General features: G+C 44.8%; 12 protein-coding genes. 6 read left to right on the forward strand and 6 right to left on the reverse strand.

What is annotated here, in order from left to right; all coding sequences use genetic code 11:
- Positions 1-145 precede the first annotated feature (145 nt).
- The 3 genes from B5X68_RS21250 to B5X68_RS21260 form a co-directional block, all read right to left on the reverse strand.
- On the reverse strand, positions 146-2,551 hold the full coding sequence (locus tag B5X68_RS21250; protein ID WP_082216773.1) for a 3-hydroxyacyl-CoA dehydrogenase/enoyl-CoA hydratase family protein: 2,406 nt from the start codon (positions 2,549-2,551) through the stop codon (positions 146-148).
- A gap of 16 nt (positions 2,552-2,567) precedes the next feature.
- A complete protein-coding gene (locus tag B5X68_RS21255; protein ID WP_082216774.1) occupies positions 2,568-3,032 on the reverse strand; it encodes a MarR family winged helix-turn-helix transcriptional regulator in 465 nt (154 codons plus the stop codon).
- A gap of 147 nt (positions 3,033-3,179) precedes the next feature.
- Positions 3,180-4,427, reverse strand: a complete 1,248-nt coding sequence (locus B5X68_RS21260) for a peroxiredoxin family protein (RefSeq protein ID WP_082216775.1) — start codon at positions 4,425-4,427, stop codon at positions 3,180-3,182.
- A 140-nt stretch (positions 4,428-4,567) separates the two neighbouring features.
- On the opposite strand from B5X68_RS21260, the gene rsmH reads away from it, so the two are divergent.
- The 5 genes from rsmH to mraY all read left to right on the forward strand — a co-directional run bounded on the left by rsmH (position 4,568) and on the right by mraY (position 10,925).
- Positions 4,568-5,485, forward strand: coding sequence for a 16S rRNA (cytosine(1402)-N(4))-methyltransferase RsmH (rsmH, locus tag B5X68_RS21265; protein ID WP_082216776.1), 918 nt, complete (start codon positions 4,568-4,570; stop codon positions 5,483-5,485).
- Between the two features lie 23 nt (positions 5,486-5,508).
- Complete coding sequence (locus B5X68_RS21270) at positions 5,509-5,934, forward strand: FtsL-like putative cell division protein (RefSeq protein WP_082216777.1); 426 nt, start codon at positions 5,509-5,511, stop codon at positions 5,932-5,934.
- Positions 5,935-5,995: 61 nt separating this feature from the next.
- The gene (locus B5X68_RS21275; RefSeq protein ID WP_082216778.1) at positions 5,996-8,140 is read left to right on the forward strand and encodes a PASTA domain-containing penicillin-binding protein; all 2,145 of its coding nucleotides are present in this window, start codon (positions 5,996-5,998) and stop codon (positions 8,138-8,140) included.
- A gap of 7 nt (positions 8,141-8,147) precedes the next feature.
- Positions 8,148-9,626, forward strand: coding sequence for a UDP-N-acetylmuramoyl-L-alanyl-D-glutamate--2,6-diaminopimelate ligase (locus B5X68_RS21280; RefSeq protein WP_082216779.1), 1,479 nt, complete (start codon positions 8,148-8,150; stop codon positions 9,624-9,626).
- 84 nt (positions 9,627-9,710) lie between these two features.
- Positions 9,711-10,925: a phospho-N-acetylmuramoyl-pentapeptide-transferase gene (mraY, locus tag B5X68_RS21285; RefSeq protein ID WP_082216780.1), complete on the forward strand. Its 1,215-nt coding sequence runs from the start codon at positions 9,711-9,713 to the stop codon at positions 10,923-10,925.
- 118 nt (positions 10,926-11,043) lie between these two features.
- On the opposite strand, the gene B5X68_RS21290 is transcribed toward mraY, so the two are convergent.
- Both B5X68_RS21290 and aroB read right to left on the reverse strand, forming a co-directional pair.
- Positions 11,044-11,619 carry a DUF4136 domain-containing protein gene (locus tag B5X68_RS21290; RefSeq protein ID WP_082216781.1) on the reverse strand — a complete coding sequence of 192 codons (576 nt, stop codon included), beginning with the start codon at positions 11,617-11,619 and terminating at the stop codon, positions 11,044-11,046.
- 90 nt (positions 11,620-11,709) lie between these two features.
- Positions 11,710-12,744, reverse strand: coding sequence for a 3-dehydroquinate synthase (aroB, locus tag B5X68_RS21295; protein WP_082216782.1), 1,035 nt, complete (start codon positions 12,742-12,744; stop codon positions 11,710-11,712).
- Positions 12,745-13,038: 294 nt separating this feature from the next.
- Between aroB and B5X68_RS21300 the strand changes: the two genes are divergently transcribed.
- Positions 13,039-14,094, forward strand: coding sequence for a VOC family protein (locus tag B5X68_RS21300; protein WP_082216783.1), 1,056 nt, complete (start codon positions 13,039-13,041; stop codon positions 14,092-14,094).
- Here B5X68_RS21300 and B5X68_RS21305 read toward each other — a convergent pair.
- On the reverse strand, positions 14,091-14,999 hold the full coding sequence (locus B5X68_RS21305) for a 1-acyl-sn-glycerol-3-phosphate acyltransferase (RefSeq protein WP_229208512.1): 909 nt from the start codon (positions 14,997-14,999) through the stop codon (positions 14,091-14,093). The genes B5X68_RS21300 and B5X68_RS21305 overlap by 4 nt on opposite strands.
- Positions 15,000-15,162 lie beyond the last annotated feature (163 nt).

Genomic DNA, 15,162 nt, shown 5'->3' on the forward strand with positions numbered 1-15,162 from the left:
AGGCGAATCGGCTCCATCCCGAATTCGGGATGATCAATTCTAAATATCGAACATTTCACCGAATATCCTGCTAACTGCAGAACATTAATTGGTCAAACAATAATTCCCTTGAAAATTTTCGAAGAAATTGAATTCGCTGTTTGAGTTAGTTTCGGGGCGGTTTGCCACCATTCAGCAAGCCTTGCATTCTTTCCAGCGTTTTCTTTTCGCCACAGAGCGAGAGAAAAGCTTCTCTTTCCAGATCTAGCAGATATTGCTCTGTCACATTCTGCGCGTAGCTCAAATCTCCGCCATTAATGACATAAGCAAGTTTGTTGGCGATTTTAGCGTCATGATCGGAAATATAATTTGCCAAACGCATTTGTGCGATGCCCGCCATAAACAATGCAATGCCTGTTTTTCCCTGCACTTTAATGTCGTTGCGCTGTTTAGGCTGCGTATATCCATTTTCCGCGAGATCCATCGCCGCCTGTTTGGCCTCCCCTATCAACCTCGACCGGTTCAGAACGATCTGGTCTTTATCTTGCAAGTAATTCATTTCGCGTGCTTCCTGTGCAGATGTTGAAACCTTGGCCTGCGCAATGTTCATAAATGCGGTCTGCAGAATATTCAGCTCTGTGTCGCCGGCATGATACATATCCGAACATCTCAGCGCCATTTCCTTTGTACCGCCACCCGCCGGAATAATCCCTACACCAAATTCCACAAGCCCAATATAAGTTTCAGCGTGTGCAACCACTTTGTCTGCATGTAAATTCAGCTCGCAACCACCGCCCAATGCCAGCGAATGTGGCGCCGTAACCACCGGAATGGAAGAATATCGGGCGCGCATCATCGTTTGCTGAAACTGCGCGATCACCATGTTGATCTCATCAAATTCCTGTTCAATAGCAAACATAAACAACATAGCCAGGTTCGCACCCGCAGAAAACGCCTCGCTCGACTCATTACCGATCACCAAACCAAGGAAATCCTTCTCGGCCAGACTGATGCCTTTATTGATTCCCTCGATCACCTCGGAACCCATCGTGTTCATTTTCGATTTAAATTCCAGGTTCAGAATTCCATCGCCAATGTCATACAAATTTGCCCCTGCATTTTTCCATACAATGTTGTTGGACAGGTTACTAAGCAGGATAAAGCTATCCTGACCAGGGATTTTCTTGTATGCTTTTGAAAGAATGTCATAATAGGAGCGCTTTCCGTTTTCCACTTTATAAAACGACTCATTACCGGCGCCAATCATTTCATAAACCCATTCTGCAGGTTTCATATCGAGGCTTTCCATGATAGAAAGCATATTTTTCACACCAATCGCATCCCAGGTTTCAAAAAGTCCATATTGCCAGCCGAAGCCTGCCGAAATGGCTTGATCGATCCGGAAAATTTCATCCGATATTTCAGGGATTCGAAAGGACGCATATCTGAAAATATCAGCGAATGTCTTTCTGTAAAACTCGCCCGCTTTGTCTTTGCCCGCAACCAGCACTGGAAAACGCTTCCAGACATCGCTAATTGCCTTAGTGCCTTCTAATGTTTCAAACTTAACTTTTTCGGAAGGTTTGTATTCCAGTGTGCTGAAATCCAGCGCAAGAATGACGGATTTGCCTTTATCATCCTTTATTTTTTTATAAAAACCCTGTCCAGTTTTGTCGCCTAACCATTTGTTATCATACAATTTCTGCATGACTTCCGGCACGATAAAAGCATCGCGGGACTCATCTTTTCCCTCTCCCGAAGAATATAAATTATTGGCAACATGAACAGTCGTATCCAGGCCTACAACATCCGAAAGGCGATATGTTCCTGATTTTGGACGTCCCGCAACCGGACCGGTAAGCTTGTCCACTTCATCCACGCTCAGACCCATTTCGGCAGCAACGCGAATGGTTTGGATCAATGCATAGATTCCCAGCCTGTTAGCAATAAAACCAGGCGTATCTTTTGCTAAAACAGTGGTTTTTCCCAAAAAAAGATCCCCGTAATGCATCAGAAAATCAACAATTCCCTGATCGGTTTCCGGCGTCGGGATGATTTCCAGTAAGCGCAAATATCTTGGGGGATTAAAAAAGTGCGTTCCGCAGAAATGCTTGCGAAAATCGTCGCTGCGACCTTCCGCCATCAAATGAATGGGAATTCCGGACGTGTTGGAAGTCACAAGCGTTCCGGGCTTGCGCAATGCATCCACTTTTTCAAAAAGATTTTTCTTAATATCAAGCCGCTCTACCACGACTTCCATCACCCAATCGTAATTCTTTATATCCGCCAGGTTATCATCGAAGTTTCCCGTTTTAATGCGTGAAGCAAAAGCCGGGCTATAAAGTGGGGCCGGGGACGCCTTTATCGTTTGCTGCAAGGAATCATTCACGATCCTGTTTCGGAATACAGGATGTTCGCTGGTAATTCCTTTGGCCTTTTCGGCATCGTTAAGCTCTTTTGGAACAATGTCGAGTAAAAGCACTTCCACACCAATATTGGCAAAGTGGCAAGCAATGCGTGATCCCATAATGCCCGAGCCCAAAACGGCTACTTTACGAATTGAACGATTCATTATTTAAAGGTTTGGTTTAAAGCTCTTCCTGTATTTCGCCAGCTTTGAGTTTTTGATTTTCCTCTTCCACTAGTTTGTTGATATCTTTAATTACATCGAAAAAAACGACCAGTTTATCCAATGGAATTTTATCCCGGATCATTGTATTGAAAGAGATCACGCCCTCGCGTGCCAATTCCCGTTTTTCTTTTCCTAAATCCGTCAGCACAATTCTTACGAATCGCTTATCCTTCGCGCTAATTTCGCGTTTGATCAATCCACGTTCTTCCAGGTTTTTGAGCATACGCACCAGGCTTCGTGGCTCCATCCCGAGCAAAGGCGCTATTTTCGTCGCAGGCGTGCCATTTTCAATGTCAATGTTGAGCAATACATAGCCCACAGCCATAGTCGTATCAAAACGTGCGGCATAAGCATTGTACATTCGGGAAATCGAGTGCCAGGCCCATTTTATCTGGAAATCAATCGTTTTTTCCTTACGCATCGTCGAAGAAAGCTTAATGGTGTCAGGAGTGCCCCTTGTCACAAATGTAAGAAATCAGCCCACTATTATGCAAGCATACTAATTTTAGTTTAATAAAAAACGCACCGCCCGGAGAGACGATGCGCTTTTATAAAAACAGCATTAAAATTATTTTTCTGCGATCAGCTTGTCCATCAAACCGTTGAAATCGGTCACAAATTCGTCAAAGTAAGCCCCCGTTCCCTGGCCTGAAAAACCAGTGTGGATCTCACGCACTTTACCTTTTTTATCGATGAAAATTGTTGTCGGATAAGACATCACTTTGTTTAGCATAGGCAGCGCTTTTGCAGTGGCCTCGTCAGTGTTGGTTCCTGCCAAAAGGATCGGATAATCGATCCCCATGCGCTCAATCATACGTTTAATCTTAGGATTGGAAACTTTTGGGTCATCCGATCTTTCAAAAGACAAACCAACAATTTCAACACCGCGGTCCTTGTTCTTTTTGTACCAGGGCGCCACAAAATTGGTCTCGTCCATACAATTCGGGCACCATGAACCCATGATCTGGATGATTACTACTTTGTCCTTAAATCTTGGATCTTTTAAGGATACTGGCTTGCCGTCGGAATCAGGGAATGTGAAGTCGACTGTTTCAAAACCCGGTTTCAAAAAGGTTAAGCTGTTCGCATCGGGTAGTTTAGCTTGCGGGTTCGGCTTTGCAGTAAAGCTTCTCAGACTTTTTACACCGGACCACATCGAACCTTTCAGCGAACCGTCGCTTTGAATAGCAGCTTTAAAAAGCTTTGCATTGGAACCATCAAACGTGGATAAAAACAAGCTGTCGCCATTGACATTACCAGTCAGGAAACGATAATCGCCCGTTGTGGTCAATATAGAACCTTTTACATCCGCTCCATTCTGGACGAATGTCCCTACGGATTGCGTCGTATCGCCCGTTGCTTCCGTAATAAATGTTGCATCCCACTTCCCGGCAACGGTTTTGGTGCTTTTTGCTTCGCCTGGTTTGAAGAATTTATAGTCTTTTCCAAATTCCGCCTCAAACGGAATTGAACCGGCAACTTTGCCCTTTGCATATCTGTAATAGGTGCCTTTAAGCTTTTCACCTTCCGCTTTTGCAATGATCTTCATGTCAAAAAGCTCCATAGGGATCACCAGCGAATCGTTTTGGAAAAATGCGGTATCCATCTTTAACCTTTCTGTATCATTAATGACCACAACGGAATAAGTTTTCCCATCCGGGTTTTTGGACACATCCATAATGAACGGAATCCGGTTCACATCCCGGCTCAATGTTGCACGCCAGGTCCCGCTTTTCAATTCAGTTTGTGCGGAAGAATTACAGCTTATCAATGCAAATAAAATCAGGATCGTAACAATCTGACTAATGAGTCTCATATCCAGTGGGTTGATATTAAATTAGCGGAAAGCTGCCGAAATTAAATCCATTGCCGGCAGCCACTCGTACGCGTGAAAATTGCTAAGTTTGTAACTGCCTCCTGGCAAGAATTAGTTCCTAAGTACGTTGCTTTTAACAAATGGATTTAAAAAGTACATATCACGAGCCTGTCATGTTGTCCGAATGCCTGGAAGGGCTTAACATTCAACCGGAGGGCGTTTACGCGGATGTGACTTTTGGCGGGGGAGGACATTCGCGGGCGATCCTCGAAAAGCTGACCACCGGCCGACTGCTCGTTTTCGATCAGGATCCGGATGCGGCAGCCAATGCCGCGGAATTTAAAGATGACAAGCGGTTTACATTCATTGCGGCCAATTTCAGGCATTTGAAACGTTACCTCAAATTGCATAAGGCCGACAAAGTGGACGGAATCCTGGGCGATCTTGGTGTATCGTCACACCAGATCAACACGCCGGAAAGAGGTTTTTCGACCCGGTTCGATGCCGACCTGGACATGCGCATGAACCCGAACATTGAAAAAACAGCGCGAGAAGTGATCAATTCACGTTCTTCGGCCGAATTGCAGAGGATTTTGGGCATGTATGGCGAGGTTACCAACGCCCGCACGGCTGCGGAAGCTATATTTACTTCCAGGCATAGCACACCCATTGACACGGTTGCCGATTTGAAAGGAATTTTGCTCAAATATGCCCCTAAGCACCGTGAAAACAAGTATTTTGCTCAGGTTTTCCAGGCATTAAGGATTGAAGTCAATGACGAGCTGGCCGTTCTGGAAGAGTTCCTGACGCAGGTTCCGGAAGTGCTCAATCCCGGCGGGCGATTGGTTGTGATGTCATATCATTCGCTTGAAGATCGGTTGGTTAAAAATTTTATTTTAAAGGGAAAATTTGACGGAGAATTAGAAAAGGACTTCTACGGAAATGCGATAAGGCCCCTCAGCAGCGTTACCAGAAAGCCGGTGGAAGCAACAGCCGAAGAAGTTGCGCGAAATCCAAGGGCACGAAGCGCAAAACTCAGGATTGCAGAGAAAGTATAATTTTTAAATATCCCACTTGAGAAATGTCGGAAAACAAAAGAAGACCTAAACCCATTCCGCCTAAGCCTCCAAAGCCTGCGAAGCGCAAGCGGGAATATCATTTGTTCAACTGGCTGAATAAGTTTTTGCCGCTGGACAAAGTTTTTGGCGAAAAAGCGCCTGGTAAGGAGGAACGCCTTCCGGTTAAATATTTCTATTATTTTGGCTGGATTGTGATTCTGCTCGTGGCTTATGAACGCATTGGTTTTCAATCGGAACAATATGTTCGGAACAGCATTAAGCTCAAAAAAGAAGTGGATGATTTGCGGGCCGAATACACGTCTATTCATGCCGAATACATGAAAAGCGGGTTGCAGTCGGTGATCATTGAAAAAGTAAAGGCCGAAGGTCTCGAAGAAAACCTTATCCCTCCCAAAAAGATCATTATCAAGTCGGAAGAAGACGATTAGTCGATGCTGACATTTGAAAAATACTCAATCATTATAAGCTCAATTTTCTTCTAAGAAGGTCATGAAGAACGACGTTGAAAGCGGTCAGAACAATAAGAAAGCGCTGATTGCCCGCGCCCGGACCGTGGGCTGGCTTTTGTTTTTACTGGCCATTGCGGTTTTTGGGAAACTGATCCGCGTACAGTATTATGATGAATTCAAAGGCAAAACCTGGGCGGAATATTCTGCCAAAAATGACCTTAAAATTGATACGATCCCGGCCATGCGCGGGAACATTTACTCCAATGACGACCGGTTGCTGGCGACTTCGCTGCCCTATTATTATGTAGGGCTCGATACCAAAGTGGCGGATTCGGCTTATTTCAAAAATAACATTGACGAGCTCGCTTCTTTGCTTGCTAAAAGCTTTGGAGAAAATACGGCGGCAGGTTACAAGAATAAGATCATGCGCTATCGGGTGAGTAAAAACAAAAGATATCTAAGGCTAAAATCGCGTCAGATCAGCCACCTGGATCGTGAAAAGGTTAAGAAATGGCCGTTTTTTGTAAAAAGCAGAAAAGGTGGCGGGGGTAAATTTGAAACGATTTACAAACGCTATAAACCATTCAGCCCGATGGCGGACAGGACCATTGGCGGCATTGATCCCAAAAGCGGACGCGGCTACATTGGTCTGGAATCGAGTTTTGACAAAAATCTGGAAGGAAAAGCGGGAATAGGCTGGGTCGAATTGGTAGAGGGTGGAATGAAAATTCCGGTAGGCGACGCGCTGAATGTGCAGCCCGAAGCGGGAAGGGATGTTTACACCACATTGGATATGAACTTTCAGGACAGAGCCGAAATTGCTTTGCGCAGAAAACTCATTGAAAGCAGAGCCAATTACGGCTGTGTGATCATTATGGAAGTGGCGACTGGTGAAATCAGGGCAATGGCCAATTTGACGAAACGCGGCGAGGGCAAATACGAAGAAGTTTTCAATTATGCCGTTGCCGGCGGGGCAGATCCAGGCTCAACATTCAAGCTGCCGACCATGATGGCGCTTTTGGAAGAGACCAAAATGAACCCCGACCAAATCACGGTCAATACAGGCGCAGGTTCGGTCCGGTTCCGCGGGACTTCTATTAATGATTCCAAAAGAGGCGGTCACGGTGTTCTGACGGCAACGCAGGTTTTTGAAAAGTCATCCAACATTGGCGTTCATTTGCTCATGCAGCGCTATTTCTTCTCAAAACCAGACGCATATCTTTCCTATCTGAAGAAATTTCACCTGACCACGCCGACTGGCATTCATATGAAGGGAGAAAAGCCTCCTTACATTAAAGACCGGACTTCCAAGCAATGGAGTGCCTATTCGCTAACATTTATGTCTTACGGCTACGAAATGTCGATGACGCCGCTGCAAACATTGGCGCTTTATAATGCTGTTGCAAATGACGGTTACTGGGTAAGGCCAATGATCGTTCGCGAGATCAGGAACGCGGAAGGCGTTGAAGATAAAATCCCGCCATATGTTGAAGATAAGCCGATTGCCTCTCCCGAAACAATTCAGAAAGTGAAGAAAATGCTGGAAGGCGTTGTGAAAGCCGGTTCTGCCAAAAACATCAGCTCCGAACTTTACCAGATCGCCGGAAAGACCGGAACGGCACAGAAACTGATCAATGGCATTTATACACCAGGAAAATATTATACTTCGTTTGCAGGCTATTTCCCTGCCGATAAGCCAAAATACAGCGCGATCGTGATCATCGACACGCCGCAGGGCGAGGGAGCTAATTACACATTATATGCAGGAAGTGTTGCGGCACCGGTTTTCAAAGAGGTGGCCGACCGGATTTATGCATATGACGTAAGCATTCAAAAACCGATCAAAGATTCATTGCCCGAAGTTTCGAAGGATGTAAAATGGGCCGGAAGATCTGCTGATCTGCAAATTATTAGTAAGGAATTGAAATTAACCCCCGTTCCCGGAAATGCAGAATATGCCGCAGGCTCGCTCCTTAAAAAGGGAAAAACCAACTGGCAATCGCGCAGTATGAGTTCGAAAGATGTGCCTGATCTGCAAGGATTAGCGATGCGTGATGCCTTGTATATTTTGGAAAATAAAGGATTCAATGTCACATTTAAAGGTTCCGGCAAAGTGGTGGAGCAGTCATTGCCGCCCGGGACCAATGCCGCGGGCAACAAAACGATCCTATTAACATTACAGTAATTCCTTCATGGAGAGCACCCCAGAAAAAATTTTAAGCGATATCCTGATTGGCGTTGCCGGAGCCAATGTTACCGGCTCTGATATAGTCACAATAAATAGCATTATTCTGGATTCCAGAAAAGTTCTGCCTGGAAGCTTGTTCGTAGCCCTCAGGGGAACGCAAACAGATGGGCATCAATACATTGGCACTGCAACAGAGCTTGGCGCAACAGCTATTCTTTGCGAAGAGCTGCCCGAAAAATTAAGTGACAATGTTACTTACATTCAGGTTGGGGATTCGGCGGAAGCGATGGGGCTTATCGCCGCTGCTTTTTATGAAAATCCTTCACAAAAACTCACATTGGTAGGTGTAACGGGCACCAATGGCAAAACGTCCGTCGCAACATTCCTATTCCAGCTTTTCCGGGCATTAGGTTATCGCTGCGGTTTAATTTCAACTGTTCAAAACCAGGTTGAAGACGAAGTGATCCCTTCCACTCACACCACGCCGGATGCAGTCGCATTGAACCAGTTATTGTCTCAAATGCAGAAAAAAAATTGCAGCCACGTGTTTATGGAAGTGAGCTCACATGCCGTTGCGCAACACCGTATTGCCGGCCTGCACTTCGCAGGAGGCATTTTTACCAACATTACCCACGATCATCTCGATTTCCACAAGACATTTGATAACTATATCAAGGCCAAAAAAGGTTTTTTCGACCAGCTTCCGAAAACGGCCTTCGCGCTCGTTAATTTAGACGATCGCCGTGGCGCTGTGATGGTCCAGAATACAAAAGCCAAAGTGGAAACCTATTCGCTGCAGACACTGGCCACTTTCAAAGGAAAAATTATTTCCGATACCCTCGCCGGCATGCATATGGACATCAATATGCAGGAAGTCTGGTTTCGGGTGATTGGGCGGTTTAATGCTTATAATTTGCTTTCGGTTTATGGTGCGGCGGTTTTGTTGGGCGAAAAACCGGAGTCAGTCCTTACCGAACTTTCCAACCTGAAAAGCCCTCCCGGACGTTTTGAACAATTTCATTCAGCTGATAATATTGTAGGCATTGTGGATTACGCGCATACGCCGGACGCGCTGGAGAATGTGTTGGAAACGATCAACCATTTACGAAGCGGCAATGAAAATGTGATCACGGTTGTGGGTTGCGGGGGAAATCGCGATGCCGAAAAACGCCCGAAGATGGCTGCAATTGCCTGCAAATACAGTAACCGGGTCATTCTTACGTCCGATAATCCGCGTTACGAAGATCCTATGGATATTTTGGAACAAATGCGAAAAGGAGTTCCGCCATTGGATTATAAAAAGACTTCCGTCATTGAAGATCGGCACGAGGCCATTAACAGGGCTTTTGAAGAAGCAAATCCGGATGACATTATTTTAATTGCAGGTAAAGGCCATGAAAATTATCAGGAAATAAAAGGCGTGAAGCATCATTTCGATGATAAGGAGGTTCTGCTTGAAGCTTTTGCAAAGCGTAATTCCTGATATCGGAGGTAAAAATCACAAATGCCTTTTTGCGTAGTCTTTGAAAAGAAGCAACTTTGCAAAGTCATCCCCAATACATTATTCATGCTCTATTACTTATTCGATTATCTCGACAAGCACTTCAATATCCCGGGAGCGGGTGTTTTTCAATACATTTCTTTCAGGGCACTAGGCTCCACGGTTTTGTCCCTGTTTATCGCAGCGACTTACGGAAAAACGATCATAAATTATCTGAGGAAAAAGCAAATGGGCGAGACGATCCGGGATTTGGGATTGGCTGGTCAGATGGAAAAGGCCGGAACGCCGACAATGGGCGGTTTCATTATTCTGGCGTCATTGCTCATTCCCGTGCTGCTTTTTGCAAAACTGAGTAATGTTTACATTGTCCTGCTCATTATTACAGCGCTTTGGACCGGACTGATCGGGTTTGTCGATGACTATTTGAAGAAATTTAAAAACAACAAAGACGGCCTTCACGGGCGCTTTAAGATTGTAGGACAAGTTGGACTAGGCGTGATTGTAGGCCTTACGCTTTCTTTTAACGATAATGTCAGAATCAGAATTTACGAGCAGCCATTATTGAGCTCTAATTTGGGAGAAATCCAGCGATACCGCGATATTATTCACCCGACAGTAACCACAATTCCGTTCATAAAAAACAACGAATTCGATTACAAGGCACTGTTATTCGGCTGGTTACCAGAAGAATACACCTGGGTTATTTACACAATCATTGCCATATTTATCATCACCGCCGTTTCCAACGGGGCTAACATTACCGACGGGATCGACGGCCTCGCAGCAGGTGTTTCGGGGATCATTGCGCTCACATTGGGCGTTTTGGCATATTTGTCGGGAAACACAAAGTTCTCGCAGTATCTGAACATCATGTATATCCCGAACTCAGGTGAGCTCGTGATATTCTGTGCGGCATTTATAGGCGCCTGCGTCGGATTTCTCTGGTATAATGCGTATCCCGCCCAGGTTTTCATGGGCGACACTGGAAGTTTAATGCTGGGCGGTGTAATTGCCGTCATCGCATTGGCTATCCGTAAAGAATGGCTTATTCCCTTTATGTGCGGGATTTTTATTGCCGAAAACCTCTCCGTAATCGTCCAGGTCAGCTATTTTAAATATACCAAACGTAAATACGGCGAAGGTCGAAGGGTCCTCCTAATGTCGCCATTGCACCACCATTACCAGAAAAAAGGAATCCACGAATCGAAGATTGTAACGAGATTCTGGATTGTAGGGATTATTTTGGCGATTCTGACGCTGGCGACGTTGAAGCTGCGATAGACAAGCTCTTCGCTTGTCACACTGAGCGGACTGGGCCGCCGGGCGGTCGAAGTGCTTGCACGATGTACTTGCACTTCGACCGCCCGGCGGCCCAGTCCGCTCAGTGTGACAAGGATGGTTAACGCCCTACTGCCTCACTATATCTCCTCGGGTCATAACCCTTCGCGAACAGCGGATATTGGTCAAAAATCCTTCTTACAACGCTCCTATAATGGTTATTGGAGTTTTCGACACCTTTGAAAATTCCGGAAGCGTAGCCTCTCCATACGACCTGGTCACTTTCAGCGTCGATGAGTGAAACGATGAGTGTTCCTTTATCTAAGGCGTATTTGATGGGTTCATAACGGAAACCGTCGTTTTCAGTATCAACCCAGTTTTTGATAACGGGCTGCATATATCCCTGATAACGCAGGTTATCGTAAAAAATACCGTAATTAACCAGTAATGTTGGCTTTTCAGCTGTGAGTTTGTAGCCTCTCACTTGCATTTGACGTCGAATCGCCTCGTAAATCTCGGTACAGAGATTATTGGTGTCACGCTCACATTCCAGAAAAGTATAGGAAGAATAGTCCTTGAAATTGGTTTCGTAACTGTAGTCGTGCTCCACAAACACTTTCCGACCACTGGAACAGCCCGCTATAATAATAACTAGGAGTAAAGCGGCATAAGTAAAAATTGACCTTAGCATAAGCATTTAATTTGTCAGGTTATGAATAATATATATCAAGAATGTATTTATACAAATCCATTAAAACCAATAACTTACGCCAGATATCTTTTAAAACTATCCCAAATAATAAGCTATTGATTTACGCATTTCAGAAGCAGAAACCACTATATCAAAATCACATTGCCCTGCTCCTTTTAGCAATGAAAACCGCACTTCCTTTCCTTTGTTTTTCTTGTCCTGACGTGTCAGGGCGATGATTTGCTCAATATCCTCTGCCTTAATGTTCACCTTCCCATATGTTGCGAACAGGAACTCTTCAACGTTTGTAAGCGTCTGCTGGTCAATCATTTTTCTTGAAAAAGAAAGATAACTTTCCATGATCATTCCAACTGCAATCGCTTCTCCGTGAAACAATCTTTGGTTGGCAGGCTTATTCAAAAAACAAGTTTCAACTGCATGCCCGAGTGTGTGTCCGAAATTCAAAATTTTACGCAATCCTTTTTCCGTAGGGTCCTGATATACAACTGCTTGCTTAATCTTTACTGAATGCGCAATCAGATCTGTCCAGTTTTGTTCTTCAAAATCCTTTTGTCTGATCTCCTCCCACTTTGCCGCATCCGCGATCAGGCAATGTTTGATAATTTCTGCAAATCCGGAACGTATTTCTCTTTCCGGCAAAGTCTGTAAAAAAACAGGGTCGATCAGCACGCTCTTGGGTAATGTAAAAACGCCCAAATGATTCTTAAAGCCCTGGAAATCAATACCCAACTTACCTCCAACACTCGCATCGACCTGCGAAAGCAACGTTGTCGGCACTTGTATAAAATCTATTCCACGTTTGTAAACTGCCGCACAAAAACCGCCCATATCGCCAATCACTCCACCGCCAATATTGATCACCAATGCATGTCGGTCCAGCGCTTCCTTTGTCATCGCATCCCATATTTTTTCACAGGTCGACAACAATTTATTCGATTCTCCGCTGGGGACATTTACAATGCTGTGTCCTGGCAAAATCGCCTTTAAATGAGGATAACAATGCTTTTTGGTATTATTATCCGTAATTAAAAATACTTTGGAATACTCGGACGAACTTAAAAATCCACTTAAACTTTCACCAATTGGGGCAATAACTACAGACTCGTTCATTCTACTATTTTGTGAGACAGCGCTCATAACACATACGATGAATGCACCATAATGGATGCGTTGATATCCAGGTTTTTAGAAATAATATTCTGGAAATCTCTTTTAAAGATATGAATTATTATGTTTCCCTAGTAATCATTTAAGTTTTGTATTCCAAGAAAATTTACGACAACTCCACATTTTCACCGCAATTGCGTGTTCCGCTGCCTCGTTTGCGTTTTATTTTGTAAAATTGCCGTCCGCTTAACCCCGGAATCTAAATGTCAAGCCTTTAACTAATCATAATTTTAACGCATGAGTGCTCCGCTGATTTCAGGAATTCAACAGGTAGGAATTGGTGTTCAAAATGTTCCCGACGCATGGAAATGGTATCGCAAGATGCTGGGTTTCGATGTTCCGGTGTTTGATGAAAAGGCCGAAGCGCCGCTGATGACGCCATATACGGGCGGGCAGGTGCATCAAAGACATGCCGTTCTGGCCATTAATCTGGCTGGCGGCGGCGGATTGGAAATCTGGTCATTTACGAGCAGAAAATCCCAACCCGCGAATTTCAAAGTTGAAATCGGAGACCTGGGCATCAATGCGATTCGCTTCAAAGCACCTGACGTTAGAAAAGCGCATGAATGGTTAAAAAGCCAGTCCAAAGAAGCCGTTGGACCGTTGGTTGCTTTGCCGGAAGGTGAAGGGTTTTGGGCTAATGATCCTTATGGAAACACATTTCAGATTACGAGTGACGAAACCTGGTTTCAGAAAACGGGAAAACCAGTTGGTGGCGTTGCAGGCGTTGTAGTGGGCGTCTCGAACATGGATGAATCGCTCGTTTTTTATGAAAATCTGCTTCAACCGCTGGAAGTTGTTTACGACGAATCAGGCGTTTTTGAAGACATTCCGGCTTCCATCAAAGGGCAGCGTTTCAGAAGAGTTTTATTAAGAAAGAAATTTACGCCGCACGGTGCATTCAGCCGGCTGCTTGGCAATGTTCAGATAGAGCTTGTGCAGGCACTCGATCGAACGCCTAAAAAGATATTTGAAAACCGGTTTTGGGGCGATTGCGGCTTTATCCATTTGTGCTTCGACACGATCGATATGGACACATTGAAATCCAAACTGCAATCACAGGGATATCCCTTCACAATAGACAGCGAAAGGTCATTCGGCATGGAGTCCGCTGCGGGTCGTTTTGCTTATCTGGAAGACCCGGACGGCACATTGATCGAACTGGTGGAAACGCACAAATTGCCTATTTTAAAGAAAATTGGCTGGTTCCTGGACATTCAGAAAAGGAAGCATCAAAAGCCGCTGCCAGATTGGATGCTGAAATTAATGGGTCTGAGCCGGGTTAAAGACTAATAACGGCTTCCAAACCAGGCCAAAATTGGCAATGCAAAAAATAATGCTAATCCTGCTTGCCAACCAGCAATGGCGCCGATAATAACCGACAGCAAAACAACGATTACAGGATACAAATACATTAACATTCCAAACAACACCGAGTCGTAAAAAACGGTTCTGGCGGTAAGTTTGGCTGTTTTTTCCTCAAAAAGATTATATATCGGCCTGTGAATTGTTCGGCCAAGCCACCCGATGGCTTTTTGAAATGCATTGCGCTTCAGAGGAACAGCACAATCACTAAACAATGCATTCAATCGCTGTGTGCGCTCTTCTTTTGAAATTTCTGCCGGTATGGACCAAACCTCGGCACTCATTTTCCGCTCCAAAATCTCATTGAACTCGCGTAGCCATTTTTCATATTCTTCCGGATCGGTTTTGATATCGTCAATTAAAATAGCCTCTCCAAAGCGCAAGGAAACCCTTTTTCCCGGTCCACGAAAATGTTCGTAGTTTACACCTGTGGGCACAACAGCCATATTTTTGAGCGGATCATTGCCATACCAGGTCTGGTAAGCCATTCTTGCCGTTCCCTTTCCCAATGGACGCAGCCGCCACTCATTCACGCAAATTCCTTCTGAAAAAACAACAACAGCACCACCACCTTTCATGGCATCATGGCTTTCCTGCACAGTAACATCATGGTTCTTGACATGCTGACGACCTTCCGAACCTCTGAAAACCGGGATCAGCTTAATCTGCCGAAGCCAAAACGCCGCGGTCTTTTTCTTGAAAACATCACCACGTGTGAGCGTATGAATAGGATGCCTTAAAATCGAACCTATTACAACAGCATCAAAAAAAGAGCCTGAATGATTGGAAGCAATGAGCAGCGGCCCCTTATGCAGCTTTTCGAAGCCTTGCACACACAGCTTTTTTAAATAAATGGGCAGCGCTAATCGGACCAGGAAACGGGAGAAGTAGAAAAACAAAATGTATAAGGTAAAATGGACCTGCAAAATTATTCAAAGTTTCGATATATGCCTCGTGTCCGCTTCCGCGAAGTTGCTAACTTTGACACCGAATTGA

This window comes from Dyadobacter psychrophilus, from assembly GCF_900167945.1.
Lineage (GTDB): Bacteria > Bacteroidota > Bacteroidia > Cytophagales > Spirosomataceae > Dyadobacter > Dyadobacter psychrophilus.